The organism is Streptomyces sp. 5K101 (genome assembly GCF_046506645.1).
Lineage (GTDB): Bacteria > Actinomycetota > Actinomycetes > Streptomycetales > Streptomycetaceae > Streptomyces.
This window is the reverse complement of record NZ_JBKFFO010000015.1, coordinates 25396-42713: the sequence shown is the minus strand read 5'-3', so window position 1 is coordinate 42713 and position 17318 is coordinate 25396. Positions and strand designations below refer to the sequence as shown.

The window sequence follows — 17318 nt, the reverse complement described above, 5'->3', positions numbered from 1 at the left end:
CGCGACCGGGTGCTTACGTACCGCGCGCGCTGTGCCTGCGCCGGCCGCCTGCGGGAGGGCGGCGGTCCGGGGGACGGCGGTCGGGCGGCCTGCGCACGGCTCAGGACCCGATCCGGCGGTACGCCTCGTCCTGCAGCACGCCCTCCGGGTCGTGCAGCAGACCCGGCCTGCCGATGGCGTCGAGCACGACCAGCGGCGCGGCCGCGTCCCCGGAACCGGCCGTCAGGACCTCCCGCAGCGCGGCCCACGCCTCACGCGGGTGGGACGTGGGCAGCCCCACGGCGGCGAGGACCTCGCGGTGGCGTTCCACCGACGCGTCGTCCAGCCGGTCCGCGAGGCGGGCCAGTTCGGCGGCGAAGACCATGCCAACGGCCAGGGCGTGCCCCGGCGGTACGCGGTAGTGACCCACGCGCTCGATCGCGCGGGCCAGGGTGTGCCCGTACTCGAGGCTCCAGGCCGCCTCGCCGTCCGGCCGGTCGAGGGCGGCGGTCTTGACCCGTACCGCGCGCTCGATCAGACCGGCGGCGTCGCAGCCGGCCGGACGGGCGGCGCGCGCCGGATCGGCGGCGATGAGGTCCAGGATCACGGGGTCCCCGACGAAGCCCGCCTTGATCAGCTCGGCGAGGCCGCCGAGATGGCCTCCCTCCGGCACCGTTGCGAGCAGGTCCGGATCGCAGACCACTCCGGCGGGCGGACGGCAGACGCCGACCAGTTCCCGGCCTTCGGGCACGTTGATGCCGGCGGCGCCGCCGACGGCCGCGTCGACCATGCCGAGTAGCGTCGTCGGCACCAGGATCAGCGGCACGCCGCGCCGCCAGGTCGCCGCGGCGAAGCCGGCGAGGTCCAGCGTCGCGCCGCCGCCGAAGGCGACGACGGCGTCGGCGCCGGTGATCCCCGCCGCGGCGAAGCGGGACCACACGCCCGCCAGGACGCCGATCTGCTTGGCCGCCTCGCCCTGCGGGATCTGCAGCACGGCGACACGGCGGCCGTCGGCGTCCAGCGCCGCGCGGATCGACCGCACCTGACAGCTGAGGGACTCGTCGTGGACGAGGGCGACGGTCCTCGCCTTCTCCGGGAGCAGGCTGATCACCGCGGAGGCGGCCTTCTGACCGATCAGGACGTCGTACGGCCGCTCACCGCCCGCCCGCACGCGCAGCGGATGACGCCCGCCGAGCGCTTCGGGAGAGGCGGGCACGAGACCTGGGAACATGGTGCTCACACGGGCTCCTTCGCTCGTGGGAAGGCCCCTTGGGGCCTGCCCGGCAACAGGGCGGCGATCCGGCCGGCCACCTCGTCGGGGCGCTCCCCGGGAGCCACCGTCACGGTGTGGCGGGCCAGTCTGCGGTAGATCGGAGTGCGGACGCCGAGCGCGGTCCGCAGCCGGCCGCCCGGGTCGTCGGCCAGCAGCGGGCGGCTCGCCGCGTCCCCGATCCGGTCGAGCAACTGCTCCAGCGGCACGGCGAGATGGACCACCGTGTGCGAGCGCAGCGCCTGCTGGACGGAGGCGTCCAGGACGGATCCCCCGCCGAGCGCGAGTACGCCGGCGTGCCGCGCGAGCGCGCGGTGCACCGCCGCCCGCTCCAGCAGCCGGAAGTGCGCCTCGCCCGTGCGGTACAGGATGTCGGGGATCGCGGTGCCGGCCGCCGCCTCCAGGTCGGCGTCCGTGTCCCGGAAGCCGACGCCGAGCAGGCCCGCGAGCAGCCGCCCCACCGTGGTCTTCCCCGCGCCGGGCGCTCCGATCAGCACGGCGGCGGGCCGGCGCTCAGGACGCGAAGGCAAGGCCGTGTCCGGAGAGGGAGTCCAGGGTGTGCACACCCTGCACGGTGGCCTCCACGTCGAAGGCGTGGCGGTGTCCGGGCGGTGCCCCGATGATCTCGGCCGCGCGGGTGGGGATCGGCTGGGCGGCCGCCTCGGCGGACTCCCACAGGAAGATCGCTCCCCAGCGCTCGCCGGCCTCGTCGGAGATCCAGGTCTTGAGCACCAGTCCGGGTACGGCCGCGAACCGGTCCACGGCCTCGTCCCGGAGGAAGTCGCGCAGCTCGGCGATGGTGCGGCCGGTGCCCGCGAGCTCCCACCAGACGACTACGGCATGCATGGCTGTCCTCCTCGACGGTGAACACCCGCCTGTGTCGGGTCTGTTGTGCGGTCTGCGGAGGCGGCGGCCGGGGCGCGGTGCCAGGGCGAGGGGACACCGCATCCGCGGCCTGCCGTCCGTGCCGGTCCGGCGGCGGGGGATGGTGCCGGACCGGCGGGCCGACCGGGGCGGGAACGCCCCTGGATCAGTCGGCCGTCAGGGGCGTGAGCAGATCGCTGATGATCCGCACACCGTCCTCGGTCAGGATCGATTCCGGGTGGAACTGCACCGAGCGGAAGCCCGGTCCGCGCAGTCCGTGCACCTCTCCGGTCACCGCGTCGCGGCTCACTCCCACGGGTCCCCCGATGAGCTCGGAGTGCACGGTGTCGGTGGCGCTGCGGGCGGCGAAGGTGTTGTAGAAGCCCACCTGTTCGGGCCTGCCGAACAGGTCGATCTTCCGCTGTACGCCCTGGTTGGGCCTGTCCCTGCGGACCAGGTCGAGCCCCAGGACGGTGCTGAGCACCTGGTGGCTCAGGCACACCGAGAGGAACGGGATGCCCCGCGCCAGCACTTCGCGGGTCGCGCCGTGCAGGTGGGCGATCTTCGGGTGGTCCACGTCGCGCGGATCGCCGGGGCCGGGCCCGAGCACGACCAGGTCGCAGCCCTCGAAGGTGTACTCCTGGTCGAAGCGCCGGACCGTCACCTCCATGCCGAGCGACCGCAGTTGGTGCGCCAGCATGCCGGTGAAGGTGTCCTCGGCGTCCACGACGAGGACCTTCCGGCCGGCCAGCGCGGGTACCGTGCGGTGGCGTGCGCCCGGCTCCTGGAGCCAGTACGCGGAGATCGACCGGTTGCGCTGGTCCAGCGCGGCCAGGACGTCGGGGTGCCGGGCGAGCCCGGACTCGCTCGCGCCGAGCGCGGCGAGCAGCCCGGACGCCTTGGCCCGCGTCTCGGCCACCTCGGACTCGGGCTTGGAGTCCCTGACCAGGGTGGCGCCCACGCCGATGGTGACCTGTCCGGCGGCGGAGATCTCCGCCGTCCTGATCATGATGGCCGAGTCCAGGGTCGGGCCGCCCTGCGCGTCCCGGCCGATGAGGGCCAGCACGCCGCTGTAGTAACCGCGGCCCTGGGGCTCGTACTTGGCGATGACCTTCGCCGCGCTCTGAAGCGGGCTGCCGGTGACCGTCGGGGCGAACATGGTCTCGCGCAGGATCTCGCGCGGGTCACGGGTGCTGTGGCCCTCGATGAAGTACTCCGTGTGCGCGAGGCGGGCCATCTCCTTGAGGTAGGGGCCCACCACGCGCCCGCCGCCGTCGCAGATCCCGGCCATCATCTTGAGCTCTTCGTCGACCACCATGTAGAGCTCGTCGGCCTCCTTGGGGTCGGCGAGGAAGGCGGTCACGCCCTCCAGCGTCGGCCCGGTCGGGGGGTAGCGGTAGGTGCCGCTGATCGGGTTCATCACCGCGGTGCCGCCGTGCAGGCTCACGTGCCGCTCGGGGCTGGCACCGACGAACGTGCGGTCGCCGGTGTGCACGACGAATGTCCAGTAGGCGCCGCGCTCGCCCTCGAGCAGCCGCCGGAAGAAGGTCAGCGCGGCGGTCGGCGACCAGTCGCCGATGTCGGCGACGAACGACCTGCGGATGACGAAGTTGGCGCCCTCGCCGGTGCCGATCTCGTCGGCGAGGATCTCCCGCACGGTCTGCGCGTAGGCGTCGTCGCCGACGTCGAAGCGGCCGTCCGACACCGCGATCGGCCGGTCCGGCAGCCGGTTCAGCACCTCGCCCAGGGTCACCGAGTCCTGGTCGCGCACGGACAGGGTGATCAGCGGGGCGCCGTCGTCGGCCGCCGCGTAACCGCGCTCGGTGATCTGCCGGTACGGGACGACGACCAGCACCTCGTGCTCGGCGCGGCCCGTGCCGGCCGTCCGGACACCGCCGCTGGAGGGCACGTCCGCGAGGACCGCCGGCGTGGACAGGTCTCCGACGATCACGTCGACCCGGTCGGCACCGGCCGCCTCGGGACGGTGCAGCAGGGCGAAGGGGGGCGGGTCCGCGGCGAGGACCAGATCCAGAAGTCCGTGGTCGGTCATCGCGTCCCTCGGCTCTGTGCCGGAGCCAGCTGGTCCAGCACGGTCTTGGTGGTCACGGTCATGGCGCAGCGCTGCGCCGCGTACTCCAGCGCCATCCGGTGGTACTCGAGCGAGAAGTCGGCGATGGCGTCGCCCACCAGGAAGGGCTGGATGTCGTGGGTGAAGGCGTCCGTGGTCGTCATGAGGACGCCGACGTGCGCGTACACACCGCAGACGATGAGCTGGTCGCGTCCGCTGCCGCGCAGCAGGTCGAGCAGCCCGGTGCGGAAGAAGGCGCTGTAGCGCCACTTGGTGAAGACGCTGTCCCCCGCGGCGGGGACGAGTCCGTCGACGACCTTCTTGTGCTCGGGCTCGACGGTCATGCCGGGACCCCAGAAGTCCTTGAGCAGGCCGCGCTCCTCGTCGGTCATGCCGCCCGGCTGGGCGGTGTACGTCACCGGGATGCCGAGCTCCGCACAGCGCTCCCGCAGGGCGGTGGCGTTGCGGACCAGGTCGGTCACCGGTGACTCCCCGGCCGGGAACGGCCGCAGGAAGTACTTCTGCATGTCGTGGATCAGCAGGACCGCTCGTCTCGGGTCCACGCTCCACTGCGCGATGTTCTCCGGCATGTCCCCCTGACCGGGCATCGGATAGGGGCTGATCGTGGGCAGAGCCATCCGGGATCTTCCTCTCGGCTGGTGGGTACGGGGCGGTCAGTGGCCGAGCGAGGCACCGCCGTCCACGGTGAGGTCGTGCATGGTGATGTGCGATGCCCGGTCGGACAGGAGGAACAGCACGGCGTCGGCGATGTGCGAGGGCTGGGCCAGCCGTCCCATCGGGATGCCGACGCGGAAGGCGCCGGGTACGCCGTCGATCGAGGAGCGCGCCGCGCTGCCGTCGTCCCACAGGGAGGTCAGCATCGGGGTGTCGGTGGAACCGGGCGCCACCACGTTGCAGCGGATCCCGTACCGCGCCACCTCGAGGCCGAGAACCTTGGTGAACATGGTGGACGCGGCCTTGGACGCGGAGTACGCGGACATGTCCACGCGGGCCGTGCCGGCGGCGTTGGAGGCGATCGTCACGATCGCGCCGGAGCCGCGCTCGACCATGCGGTTGACGACCGCGCGGGACATGAAGAACACGCCGCTGGTGTTCACCGCGAAGGTCGTGGCCCAGTCCTGGTCGGTGAGCGCCTTCGCCTTGCCGAGGCGGAGCACGCCGGCGCCGTTCACCAGGTACTGGATGCCGCCGAGCTGCTGCTCGACCGCGTCCACCACGGCATCGACGTCGGCGCTGTTCGTGACATCCGCGGGATAGGCCTCCGCCACCTGCCCCACTGCGCGCAGTTCCTTGGCCAGTTCCTCCAGTGGCTCCAGATTCCGGTCGACCATGGCGACCGCGGCGCCGTCGGCCGCCAGAGCACGCACCACTGCTTCGCCGATGCCACCGGCCGCACCGGTGACGAGGGCTACCTTCTTTTCCGTCTTGTCGACATTCATCGTGGTCCCAAAGCTCGGGGATTGCGGCGGCCGAAGCCGCCGGGATTCCGGTGGGCTGTATTGCCGCACCACGAAATCCCGGCGGCTCGCCGCCATTTCCTGCTGCGGATGTACGGGTGTGGCTGCCGCACGGAGAAAGGACCCGTGCGGTTTTCCGTGAGGCGTTTCGGCCGGTTCCGTCACGTCGTGCGGGTCGCGCCGTTCCTCGTGCCGTTCGCCTAGACGCGCCAGGCGGCGGCGACTTCCAGGGCCTGGCGGGGATTGAGCCGCGGGTCGCACAGGCTCGTGTACTTGTCCCCGACCCGGTCCAGCAGCGAGGCGTCGTGGACGCACTCGGAGACCGCGTCGGGCGTGGTCTCCAGATGCAGTCCGCCCGCCGTGCCGCCGGCGTCGGTGACGGCCTTCTGGAACTCCTCCACCTCACGGATCACCGTGGTGACGAGGCGGGTCTTGAAGCCGTCGGACGAACCGAACGTGTTGCCGTGCATCGGGTCGCACAGCCAGATGACCGGGTGCCCGGCCTCCCGCACCGCGTGGACGAACTCGGGCAGCCGCTCCGCGACCCGGTCGGCGCCCATCCGGGAGATGAGCGTCAGCCGGCCCGGCATACGGTCCGGGTCGAGCCGTTCGCACAGCGCGAGCAGCCCGTCGCGGTCCATGCTCGGGCCGACCTTGCACGCCACCGGGTTGGCGACGGAGGCCAGCAGGTCGACATGCGCGCCGTCCAGCTGCCGGGTCCGGTCGCCGATCCACGGCCAGTGCGTCGAGGTGAGGACCAGGCGGCCCTCCTCGTCACGGCGCAGCTGCGGCAGCTCATAGTCGAGCACCAGCGCCTCGTGGCTCGTCCAGACCGGTGCGTCGACCGGCGAGAGCGACCGCACGGAACGCGACCGCAGCGCGTCCATCGCCGTCGCCGCCGCGTCGTGCCCGGACAGCAGCCGGCCCGGGTCGGGCCTGCGCAGTTCCGGGTCGGCCTCCGGGCTGTTGACCAGGTGGCCGCGGTAGACCGGCAGTTCGACCCCGCCGACGACCTCGGTCGAGCTGGAGCGCGGCTTGCCGAACTGCCCCGCCATCCGGCCCACCTGAAGGACCGGACGCAGCGAGTTCAGCGACATGACGCCGGCGAGGGCGTCCAGCAGCGCCGTCTTGCGTATGACGTACTCGGGTTGGCATTCGAGCGGGTCCTCGGCGCAGTCGCCCGCCTGGACCACCTGGAGCAGCCCCTCGGCCACCTCTGCCAGCAGATAGCCGAGGGTCCGTATCTCCTCCACCGCGACGAGTGGTGGTCGCAGGGAGAGCTCGCGCGCGGCCCGGGCAGCGGCCTCGGCGTCCTCCCATTCGGGCTGCTGCAGAGCCGGCAGCCTTCGCCAGCGCCGGGTTTCGCTCTCAGGAAGCGCTTCTCCGAATCCGGTCGGCCTTTCCGAGATTGTATGACTCGTCACCCAGGACCTCCATCGTGAGAATTCCCCATCGTTGCTACGGCTCCGGGTTATCGACTCCCATCCCGTCCCGGATTTCCGAGAATCGAACCCCAAGTCGAGTCTCGGGGCGGGAATTTGATGGGTCAAAACCGACCTGCGCACTTCGTCACGTGACGCAGACGCCGCATTTTCACGACAAAGTCGGCCCCTTTTTCTGTCAGGTGACGGCGAATCCAGAAAGTATGGGCAGTACCTGGTCAGGTCGCGCGGGCACAAAAAAGCCGCCCGTCCTTTTTCCTTCGAGAAAGAGGGCGGGCGGTATTTTTCGCCGGCAGCGGGGTGGGGTCAGGCCGCCTGCACCGTGGTGCGGCGCATGCGCAGCGCGCCCTGGCCGAGCACGACCCGGTCGGCCGGCAGCACCAGGAGCATCTGGTCGGTGATGCGGCCCGTGAGCGTCACACCGGTGCGCTCCAGTTCGAGCACCGGCACCTGGTCGCGCAGCCCGAAGCGGGCCCGCTCCTGGGCGTACGGCATCCGGCAGCGCAGGTCGTCGACCAGCTGGAGCGGCTCCTCCCAGCGGCACAGCGGCCACAGGGCCGGGACCTGCGGCACGGACACCGCCCGCGGCAGCCAGACCCGTGCCGTGCACAGCAGGGTGCCGCCGATCCGGTAGCCGAGGCCCAGCCGCAGGCCGAGTCCGCCCTCGCCGCCGTCCTCCTCGTCGGTGACCGCCCATTCGGGCGCCGGGCCGACCTCGGCGTCCAGCGCGTCGACGGACACGTCGTACCCGGCCGACTCCAGCGCCACGGCGACCGGGTCCGTCCGTACGGCGCGGATCCACGCCGCCTCGTTGAGCGGCAGCCGGACCGTGCTCTCTTCCATCCGCATCATGTTCTTCTTCCCCGTGACGCGCGGCGGCTGCCGGACGTACCGGAGCCCGGCGCCGCCGGAGGGCGACCGGACCCCGCGGCCACAATCGGTGACGAACCATCAACATACTGTGGAGCGAGGCGCGTTGGCGAGGAGGACCGGCATCCTCGAAGAGCCTGGTCGGTCAGGCCCCCGACCCGCCCACGGAACTCAGGCCGTGCTTGGTGCGCAGCGACTCTGCCGGGTCCCGCGCGCCGCGGACAAGACACGGCGGCCGACCTTGTCATATGCCCAGGCGCGCGGGCCGGCCGCGCGCCCCCGGGGCGATCGCGCGCCCCAGGGCGCTGGGGAAGCCGAACCGCATCGTCTTCCTCCCCGTACCGCCCGTCCGTGGGCGTCGGGCCCATGTTAGCGATCTGTTGGAGAGGGCTGTTTGGATCGGTTCATCGGATCCGGCCCGCTGGTGCTCGGCGTGGGGAAACCACACTCGGGGGAGTGTCGCCGCCGCGGCCGGATTCGCGGACAGAGAGAGCCCCGGCACCTCGGGTGCCGGGGCTCTCGTCCGTTCGACCGTCTCCCGGCCGCGGAAGCGGAATCGTCATTCCGACCCGGCGGTGATGGAAGCCACGCTGATCTCACGGCCGGCCCGCCCCTGAACCTGGACGGTGCCCCGCGCGACGCCCACGACGGCCTACCGTGGACAGGGGGCCGCCGCTGTCGTTGACAGGGGTGGTCGCCGTTGCTTGGATGCGCGGCAAGCGCTTTCCCGGCTGACCCTGGAGCCCAGGTGCATCTTTCGCGTCGCGCCCTGTTGTCCCTGTTCCCCGCGGTGGCCGTGCCGGCCGCGGGACAGTCCCGGGCGGCGGCCGCGCCCCGCACGTCCTCCGGATCCGACCACGCCGCACTGCTCCGCAACACCACCGCCGTGTTCGCCGGCACCGCCGAGTCCAACGCCCGCCCGGAGGTCGCCCCGAAACTCGCCTCCATCGAGTCGACGGCCCGCGCCCGGCTCACCGCCATGGACGACGCCGGACCCGGCGAGCTCTTCAAGGGCGTCCCGCTCGGCACGAGCGACCCGAACCTGAACAGGTCGTTCCAGTACCTGTACGAGATCGCGCTCGCCACCTGCACCCCCGGCCCCGCCGCCTCGGACCTGCGGGACGACCCGGTGGTGCGGCGGCGGGTGGTCGACGGCCTGGTCCACCTGCACGAGGCGTACTACGGCGACCAGTCGAAGGGCTACTACGGCAACTGGTTCACGTGGGAGATCGGCATCTCCACCCACGTCAGCAGGATCCTCGTCCTGCTCAAGGACGACATCGCGGCTCTCGCCCCCGGTCTCCCGGCCGCCTACGTCGCCTCCATGGACGCCTATCTGCGCAACGGCAAGGACGGCGACGTCGACCTCGACTCGCGGTTCCACACCGGTGCCAACCTGGCCGACATCACGACGAACCGGATCCTCCAGGGCGCCGTCCTCGGCGACGACGCCCGCATCCGCAAGGCCGTCGCCGACCAGCTGACCGTCTTCGCCACGATCGACCCGTACGACCTGCGGCACGGCGTCACCGACGGGTTCTACGCGGACGGCTCCTTCGTCCAGCACGCCTCCGTCGCCTACACGGGCTCGTACGGCAAGGGCCTGCTGACCCGTGTCGTCCAGACCGTCAAGATCCTCGACGGCACGGCCTACGCCCCCGGCGAGGACTTCACCGGCACCGTGCGGCGCTGGGTCGCCGACGGCTTCGCCCCGGTGATCTTCGAGGGTTGGATGATGGAGATCGTCAAGGGCCGCGGGGTCTCCCGGACCACGACCGGCTACAGCGACGCCGCCGCCGTCGTCGAGGCCGTCGTCGACCTCTCCTCCTACGCCACCGGAGCCGACGCCGCCGCGCTCGCGGCCTACGTCAAGCACATCCACCGGTCGTCGAAGTCGCCCCTGAACCCCGCGGGTTTCGTGTCGCCGGTCAGCATCGCCCGCCACGCGGACATCCTCGCCTCACCCGTCCCCGCGAGGGACCTGACCCCAGCCGTCCACCACACCGCCTTCAACGCCATGGACCGGACCGTCCACCGCCGGCCCGGCTACGCCTTCGCCCTCGCGCGCAGTTCGGCTCGCATCAGCAAGTACGAGTACATGAACGGCGAGAACCTGATGCCCTGGTTCCACGGCGACGGCGCCCACTACCTCTACCTCTCGGGCGAGGACCAGACGCAGGCGTACGGCGTCGACTACTACACGGCCGTCTCCCCCTACCGCCTCGCCGGCGTCACCGCCCCCGTGGAGGCCCGCCGTACGGTCCCCGAACTCTACGGCGGCCTCTGGTACGACAACCCGGCCCGCGGATTCACCGCGTCGTCGCAGTCGCAGAACACCTACGTCTACTTCCCCCGCGCCACGCACCCCTTCTCGGGCGGCGCCCGGCTCGGCGCCTACGGCGCGGCCGGCATGGTCCTGGCCGACGACGTCCCGTGGACCGCGAAGCAGGCCGGCGCCCTCCCCGACGACTTCGTGGCCTATCGCGGCGCCCGCGCGACGAAGTCGTGGTTCCTGCTCGACGACGAGATCGTGGTGCTCGCGGCGGGCGTGGGCGACCCGGCGGGCCGGGCGGTGACGACCACGGTCGACGCCCGGATCGCGGCGCCGTCGGACACCGTCGCCCTCACCGGCGGCCTCCGCGACGGCAGCCCGTGGTCGGGCACCGGCACGGCGCCCCTGGCCTGGCTGCGGTACGCCAACACCACCCGCGGCACCGCGGTCGGCTACGCCCTCCTCGACGGCCCCGACCCCACGGCGACCCTGGAGACGGTCACCCGCAGCCGCCGCGTGGTCCGCCAGGCGAACCCGGCGGCTCCGGTGACGAAGCGGGTCTTCACGCTCTCGCTCGACCTGCCCGCAGCGGGCCCGCCCACGGCCATGGCCTACGCCGTCCTCCCCCACGCCACCGCCCGCCAGGCGGCCTCCTACGCACGAGGTCCGCTGACCGTCCTGACCAACACGCCCCAGGCGCAGGCGGTGAAACACGCGCACTTGGGCCTCGTCGCCGCGAACACCTTCACCCCGGGCACCCACCACGTGGAACGCCTCGTGATCGACGGCCCGGCCTCGGTGCTCCTGCGCAGGTCCCCGGGCGGCACGACGGCCCTCGCGGTCTCCGACCCGACGACCGAACGCCGGACGATCACCCTCACACTCCGCGGCCGCCCCCTGCGACCGGTCGACGCGGACCACGGGGTCCGGGTCACCCCGACCCCCTGCGGCACCCGCGTCGAGGTGACGACGCACCAGGCGTACGGCCGCAGCTTCGGGGCGACGCTGCGGCGGTGAAGGGCGGTCGGACGGAATCGTGCCCTGCTACTGCTCCGCCGAGGTAATGCGCGGCCACGCCCCAATTCAATCACCGAGAAAATGAACTTCTAGAGATTCGGCCAGAACCGAAACACCGCGTTCTTCCCCATTCCTTCCCGAGGAATAGGGAATAGATCACAGATCTGTTGACACCGGCGCAGGGAAATTCCATGATCGAACACGGCAGCGATCATGGACCCGAGGGGAAAAATGTCTGCGCAGTACGTAGCCGGAGTCGAGGAAAGCTGCGAATCACTCTCCGCCAGGAGTTACGACCTGGTCGCCGGCGGCAGGGTGAAGAATCTTCTGTCGCAGCGGTCCGAAAACGCACTCGCCGACCTGGACGCGTTCCGCGACAGTTGGAACAGGATGCCGCTCGACGGATACATGGCCGACGGCGGCCGCTACCGCCGTCGCAGGCACGCCACGCTGGCCGCACCCCGGGCGAGCAACGACTACCGCGTCGAGACCCACCGACCGCACTACCAGACGGTGGACTTCAACAACCTCAACGGCGGCGTCGCCCGGCACTACGAGCCGTTCGAGGAGCAGATCCTGCGTGGCAGCACCATGGACAGCCTCGTCACCCTGGGCTGCGACATCTTCGGCCGGCTCGCCCCCTACTCCGCCTGGCACATCGAGGTCCACCGGTTCCGCATCGAGGTCTCGACGGCGAAGAGGTCGGCAAGCCCACACCCGAGGGCGTCCACCGGGACGGCGTCACCTTCGTCCTCATGGCCATGGTCGGGCGGTCCAACGCCATCGGCGGCGAGAGCACCGTCTTCAACCTGGAGCAGGAACCGCTGGAGAAGTTCACCCTGACCGACCCGCTCGACCTGGCACTCGTCAACGACGAGCGGGTCTTCCACGGCGTGTCACCCATCGAGCAGTTGGACTCCGGGACTCCTGCCTCGCGCGACGTACTGGTGATCACGTACCGTCACAAGCCCTGGCGTCCGGGGCGGGTGAGGGGCGTTTCGTTTCGACGTCCCTCACCCGGCGCCACAGAGCGAGAAAACGGGAAAATGGGTCAGATCATCGCCGTAGCGGTCATTACCATTCTGGCTGTCATCAGCCCTGGAGCGGACTTCGCGATGACCGTCCGCAACAGCTATTTGTACGGCCGGACCGCGGGAATACTCGCGGCGGTCGGTATATCGCTGGGTGTTCTCGTCCACGTCACGTACACGATGCTCGGCGTGGGACTGCTGGTGTCCCGGTCTCCGGCGCTTTTCACGGCAATGAAGCTGGTCGGAGCCGCATACCTGGTGTTCATCGGGTACAAGACGTTCGTCACCAGGGCACAGGTGGAGATCGACCTGTCGGGGGACGGCGGCCTGTCGAAGGCGGGGGCGCTGCGCACCGGGTTCCTCACGAACGCCCTCAACCCCAAGACGATGCTGTTCGTGCTCAGCACCTACACCCAGGTCGTGAGCGCCGACACCCCCGTCGTCCAGCAGATCGGCTACGGCCTCTTCATGTCGTTCGCGCACCTGGTCTGGTTCGGTCTGGCCGCGCTCTTCTTCTCCAACCAGAGCCTGCGCGCCCGGCTGCTGCGCCGGCAGACCGTGCTCAACAAGGTGATCGGCACGGTCCTCGTCGGCCTCGGCATGGCCCTGGCGCTGACCCCGTCAGTCCAGTGACACCGGCTCGATGCGGGGCTCGGCGATGCTCCGGTAGTCCTCGGTCGAGAGGGCGATCGAGCGGTCGAGCCGCGCCGCGTTGAAGAAGAACTCCGGGTGGGCCAGCAGGCCGGGATCGACGAACAGCTCCAGCCGTTCGTCGAACGAGATGGGGAGGATGGTCCCGCTCGGCGAGGCCGCGAGCTCCTCGGCGATGTCCGGGGAGGCGAAGGAGGCGTAGGTGCCGCCGTACAGCGCCTTCACCGCCGACAGGTCGATCCGCTTGTCCCCCGGCACGACGACCAGCGCGAAGCGCTTCTCCTTCTTGCCGATCTTCACCATCACGATGATGCACTTGGCGGCCTGGGCAAGCTCGTGGCCGCGAAGCCGGCTCACCGCCTCGGTGCCGCCTTCGGGAGCGTGCTCGATCACCCGGTAGGCGGCGCCGTGTTCGTCGAGCAGGGCGAGCAGCTTCCCGTAGGTGTCGTCCGCAGTCATTAGAGATCCTCCTGTCGCAAGGGGCTTTCAGGGCTCAGCGTTTGAGGACGAGAAGGCGGTGGAGCGGGTCCGGACGCGCGGTCTCCTGGTCCGGCAGGGCCTTCGCATATCCAGGCCACCTGGTCCCGCCCGGCCCAGGGGATGCGGCCCGCCCCGTCCCAGGGTTGCGCGGCCCCATCCTGCCAGGGGCAGCAGGGCTACCCGCGCTCTGCCGCCAGGTTGCGTCGGTTGTCCAGATACTCGACCAACGCGGCGCCGGGGCCGTCCAGTTCATAGAGCACCCGGAGGCCCGCCCGGCGACGCTGCACCAGGCCGGCCGCCACCAAAGAGGTGAGGTGCTCGGAGACGGTGCTCGGCGCGAGGCCGAGTGTCGCGGCCAGGGCCGAGGTGGTGGTGGGCACGACGAGACCACGGACCACGCCGGCCCGACTGCGGCCGAGCAGGATCTCCAGTCGGTCTCCACGTGCGGGCGCATCCGCCCGCCGGTCCGGCGGCGCGTCTCCGACGAGTACGGCGGCGCCCTTGGCCTGGTAGGACAGGGCCACCGAGCCGTCGGGCGCCGAGGCGAAGAAGGATGCACCACGACCGAACAGCAGGGGCACAATGACCAGTTGGGAGACGTCGGGCACGGTGATGCGCATGGTGCCGACATCCAGCCGGAGGACGTCGCTGCGCCGCGAGAGCCGACCGTGCAGGGTGCCGAACAGCGTATCCGGGCCCTGGGTGGCCAGGATCCGGGCACGCAGCAGGATCTCCTCCTCCGTCGCGGCCCGCAGCGGAGCTGCGAAAGGGGCCAGTGCGGCCCGCCAGTATGCGGGGAGGAAATCACAGAGCTCCGCGATTCGCGCTTCCGGGTCCGAATGGAGCGCGCGTACTTCGTCGGGAATTCCCTGCGGAAACCGCTGTTCCAGTTCCGCTTGGACGCGGGGCGGGGAAACGGCTCGCAGTAACGCTGTTCCCTCTCCCAAGTCACCCTTGGTCGAGGACGGTAAGACGGAAAGAAATGAGGGAAGCGTTCCGCCGCAGGCACGGTAGAGGTGGACGAGCCAGCCCGGAAGGTTCGTACCGGTCCGGTTCAACGAACGACGCGCCGCCTTGGCCCAGTTGGTGTGGGCCAGGGAGCGAGACCGTGATGCGACGAGAGCAATCCGATGCTGCCGAACGTCTCTTACAGAGAGCTGCTGGCGATCCGTACCGCCCCGCGTTCAAATTGACGCAGCGAAACCTCAATCATGTGTACCCCCGTTGTTCGGCCCCCGCAAACGGCGGGTTCCAGTCGGGATACAGGGTCGCCGTTCCGGGGTTGGATTCGCAACCAATTGTTCGAGTACTGAGACGACACACTTCTTTGTAAAGAGTAAGTTAATTCGCTTTGATTCAACTGAAATGCCGCCCGGCGCGCTTCTTCGAGTAGCGGGTCCAGTTGTTCGCACACGGTGCTGGATGCGCGCTCGTCAACGCCAGCGGTCGCCATGGCCATGAAGATGCGCTCATGCATTTAATCCCGCCAAAAAGCCCTGTTGGGGCACCGTCAGCGCAGCGCGCTCCCCGGAAGGGCAGGCCAACTGGTCGGGAAGGCCTCAACGTGCGCCAGAAGATGCAGACCGGATCCGAATCGGTCAGGGTTCCCAGCACACTGCGGAAAAGATCTTGACACGCCAAGCGTCGCCTCGCAAGCCCCAGTTACCTGCGAGTAACGAATGCTGCTCCCCTGGAGCTGGTGGGGTTTGTGGCCGCGGGCTTCGGCAAGGATGCGGTCGGGGACGGCGGTGAACGGGCGAGGATCCGGCCCACGTGCTCCTTCGACTGAAGGGCCGCGAAGCCGTCGAGGACGGTGCGAGGGTTTGCTCGGCGACCACCTGAAGGAGAGGCGTAGGACCTGACGGGCGGCCTCGGCCTGTGAGCGTGACGCTGCGCCTCGTGCCAGCGGGCGGCGACGATCCCGGCCCGGCCGGCGGGCGAGCCGGCGACACGGCCGGCTCGGCGGACGCCGCGTGAGCGGCACCCTCGTGCTGGACTGCGAGGGCCTGTCCAAACTCGTACGCCGCACACCCGAGCTCACCGAGTGGCTGGCCGCCGCCGAGGCCGAGGACATCCGCGTCGTCACCAGCTCCGTGACACTCGTCGAGGCACGCGACCCCAAGACCAACCAGGCCCGCTTCGACTACGCCGCCTCCTCTGACTCTGCGAGACAGCGCGAATATCCCTGGTTGGCAGGTACGGACCGGACGGTCTGTTCCGCCGTCCCCTGGCCCCACCCACGCATCCCACCTCACCGCCCTCCTCTGCCTCTGCGCCAGCTCCCGTCCCCCGGCTCCGAAGCCGCCTGCCAGCCTCGATGAATTGCACGACCAGTGGGGCCGCGACGGCCACGACGCTGTACGTCCCCTCCATGGCAGGTACCGGCCCTGAGGCCACAGCCTGGCGGTCCACTGTCACCAGTCGAGCGCGACGTCATAGCAGGGTAATGCCAGCCAATAGCAGGAGAATCCCGGGAGGAATGCGCTGTCCGGCCAGACCGGCTCACCGCACGGACGTCATGCCGCGCCCGGCAGGCAGCTCCATACCCGGTCGGCGATCTCCTCCACCGGCCCGACGGCAGGGACCGTCAGCCGGATGTCGGCGTAGTGGGCGAGAAGGGGAGCTGTCTGGTCCCGGTAGACCCGCTGCCGGTGCCGAACGACCTCCTCCGTGTCGTCTGACCGGCCGCGGCTGAGAAGCCGCTCGACCACCACGTCCTCGGGTGCCGTGAACTCCAGGACCGCGTCGAGCTCACGGTTGTCGGCGGTCAGTATGCGAGCGAGTGTGTGTGCCTGCCGTACGGTGCGGGGGAAGCCGTCGAGGAGGAAGCCGCGCTGCGCGTCCGGTTCCGCCAAGCGTTCACGGACCATGCCGCCGGTGACGTGGTCGGGTACCAGTTCGCCTGCGTCGAGGTAGCGCTTGGCATCCCGCCCGAGGGCTGTGCGGCGCTCGACGTGTTCGCGGAACAGGTCTCCGGTGGAGATGTGGGGGACCTCGAGTCTCTTGCCGAGTATCGCGGCTTGTGTGCCCTTGCCTGCTCCAGGCGGGCCGATGAGGACGAGTCGCATCGGTGGACGCATGCCTTCCGGTCGAGTGCGCGCTGGACTTGCGCGCATGGTTGTGGCGACGGCGTCGCGCGCCGTCGGATGCGGATGATCAGGTGACGTCGTGGTGTGTCGGGTGCGCCGGCTTCCCCGCCCGTCCGTCGTCACGCGGCACGGGGCGGGTCGACGCACTCCTCGGTCAGGACGAGCACGGGCCCCCGGATGCGATTGCCACGGCGGGTCAGTACGTCGGGCAGGACATCAGTGATCCCCGCCTGGTACGCGGCGGTGGCGAACGCCGGGTTCGGGACGAGGGTGTGTACATCGACTTGGGGGGTGAGTTCGGCCGCCAGCCATTCGGTGAGCTCGGTCAGACCGGCCAGGACAGTGTCCTGGGGGTGGTCGCGGACCGCGTTCGCCACCACGTTGACCACCGACCCGCCGTGGGCTGCCATCCAGCGCCAGTAGGCACGTTGGGTCCAGGCGAGCGGCATCACGAGGTCCCGTTGCAGGGTGTGGCTCAGGGAAAGGGGATCCAGTTCCATCAGCGGGACCGGGCAGGTCCGGGTCGCGACGAGGTTGACCAGGTGGTCGAGGCGGCCGAAGCGGTCGATGACCGTGTCCACCACCCGCCCGGTCTCAGCGGGGCTGTCCAGGTTGCAGGGCAGGGCCAGTACACGGCTTCCGGGCGCCGTCGCGAGACCGGCGCTCGCGGCGACGGCGCCGGCCAGCGCCACCCGGGCACCCTGCGAGAGCAGTCTCCTCGTCATCGCCTCGGCGGGGCCGTCCGCTCCGGTCAGGAGCACAACCCGGCCGGACAGCGGTGCATTCCGTCCCATCTCCGCTTCCCTT

General features: G+C 70.6%; 15 protein-coding genes and 2 pseudogenes. 5 read left to right on the top strand and 12 right to left on the bottom strand.

All coding sequences use genetic code 11. The features are described from left to right. Positions 1–100: 100 nt before the first annotated feature. From ACLB9X_RS26030 to ACLB9X_RS25995, 8 genes are all read right to left on the bottom strand, one after another. Complete coding sequence (locus tag ACLB9X_RS26030; protein WP_410362928.1) at positions 101–1210, bottom strand: 3-dehydroquinate synthase family protein; 1110 nt, start codon at positions 1208–1210, stop codon at positions 101–103. Between the two features lie 5 nt (positions 1211–1215). Then, positions 1216–1779: a shikimate kinase gene (locus tag ACLB9X_RS26025; RefSeq protein ID WP_410362830.1), complete on the bottom strand. Its 564-nt coding sequence runs from the start codon at positions 1777–1779 to the stop codon at positions 1216–1218. Beyond that, positions 1763–2095 (bottom strand): hypothetical protein, encoded by a 333-nt coding sequence (locus ACLB9X_RS26020; protein ID WP_410362829.1) that lies wholly within the window; start codon positions 2093–2095, stop codon positions 1763–1765. The genes ACLB9X_RS26025 and ACLB9X_RS26020 overlap by 17 nt, the downstream gene beginning before the upstream one ends. 184 nt (positions 2096–2279) lie before the next feature. Continuing rightward, positions 2280–4163, bottom strand: coding sequence for an anthranilate synthase family protein (locus tag ACLB9X_RS26015; protein ID WP_410362828.1), 1884 nt, complete (start codon positions 4161–4163; stop codon positions 2280–2282). Further along, entirely contained in the window at positions 4160–4819 is a 660-nt protein-coding gene (locus ACLB9X_RS26010) for an isochorismatase family protein (RefSeq protein WP_410362827.1), read from the bottom strand. Before ACLB9X_RS26010 ends, ACLB9X_RS26015 begins: the two co-directional genes overlap by 4 nt. Before the next feature lie 36 nt (positions 4820–4855). Then, the gene (locus ACLB9X_RS26005; RefSeq protein ID WP_410362826.1) at positions 4856–5641 is read right to left on the bottom strand and encodes a 2,3-dihydro-2,3-dihydroxybenzoate dehydrogenase; all 786 of its coding nucleotides are present in this window, start codon (positions 5639–5641) and stop codon (positions 4856–4858) included. A 218-nt stretch (positions 5642–5859) separates the two neighbouring features. Next, positions 5860–7083, bottom strand: coding sequence for a 3-deoxy-7-phosphoheptulonate synthase (locus ACLB9X_RS26000; RefSeq protein WP_410362825.1), 1224 nt, complete (start codon positions 7081–7083; stop codon positions 5860–5862). Between the two features lie 324 nt (positions 7084–7407). Next, entirely contained in the window at positions 7408–7944 is a 537-nt protein-coding gene (locus tag ACLB9X_RS25995) for a hypothetical protein (protein WP_410362824.1), read from the bottom strand. Between the two features lie 775 nt (positions 7945–8719). Between ACLB9X_RS25995 and ACLB9X_RS25990 the strand changes: the two genes are divergently transcribed. The 4 genes and pseudogenes from ACLB9X_RS25990 (at position 8720) to ACLB9X_RS25975 (ending at position 12924) form a co-directional block, all read left to right on the top strand. Further along, positions 8720–11260, top strand: coding sequence for a polysaccharide lyase family 8 super-sandwich domain-containing protein (locus ACLB9X_RS25990; protein ID WP_410362823.1), 2541 nt, complete (start codon positions 8720–8722; stop codon positions 11258–11260). Positions 11261–11473: 213 nt separating this feature from the next. Beyond that, positions 11474–11899 (top strand): annotated as a pseudogene (locus ACLB9X_RS25985) (2OG-Fe dioxygenase family protein); the annotation flags it as partial. 116 nt (positions 11900–12015) lie between these two features. Further along, a pseudogene (locus ACLB9X_RS25980) lies at positions 12016–12156 on the top strand (2OG-Fe dioxygenase family protein); the annotation flags it as partial. Between the two features lie 150 nt (positions 12157–12306). Beyond that, positions 12307–12924 (top strand): LysE family translocator, encoded by a 618-nt coding sequence (locus ACLB9X_RS25975; RefSeq protein ID WP_410362927.1) that lies wholly within the window; start codon positions 12307–12309, stop codon positions 12922–12924. On the opposite strand, the gene ACLB9X_RS25970 is transcribed toward ACLB9X_RS25975, so the two are convergent. Next, positions 12913–13401, bottom strand: coding sequence for a YbaK/EbsC family protein (locus ACLB9X_RS25970; RefSeq protein WP_410362822.1), 489 nt, complete (start codon positions 13399–13401; stop codon positions 12913–12915). The two genes, ACLB9X_RS25975 and ACLB9X_RS25970, sit on opposite strands and share 12 nt — an antisense overlap. Before the next feature lie 197 nt (positions 13402–13598). Then, positions 13599–14369, bottom strand: coding sequence for an ArsR/SmtB family transcription factor (locus tag ACLB9X_RS25965; protein WP_410362821.1), 771 nt, complete (start codon positions 14367–14369; stop codon positions 13599–13601). Between the two features lie 1026 nt (positions 14370–15395). Between ACLB9X_RS25965 and ACLB9X_RS25960 the strand changes: the two genes are divergently transcribed. Then, positions 15396–15743: a hypothetical protein gene (locus tag ACLB9X_RS25960; protein ID WP_410362820.1), complete on the top strand. Its 348-nt coding sequence runs from the start codon at positions 15396–15398 to the stop codon at positions 15741–15743. A gap of 195 nt (positions 15744–15938) precedes the next feature. Here ACLB9X_RS25960 and ACLB9X_RS25955 read toward each other — a convergent pair whose 3' ends face one another. Continuing rightward, the gene (locus tag ACLB9X_RS25955) at positions 15939–16490 is read right to left on the bottom strand and encodes an adenylate kinase (protein WP_410362819.1); all 552 of its coding nucleotides are present in this window, start codon (positions 16488–16490) and stop codon (positions 15939–15941) included. 140 nt (positions 16491–16630) lie between these two features. Further along, positions 16631–17305 (bottom strand): SDR family NAD(P)-dependent oxidoreductase, encoded by a 675-nt coding sequence (locus tag ACLB9X_RS25950; protein ID WP_410362818.1) that lies wholly within the window; start codon positions 17303–17305, stop codon positions 16631–16633. Between the last annotated feature and the right edge of the window lie 13 nt (positions 17306–17318).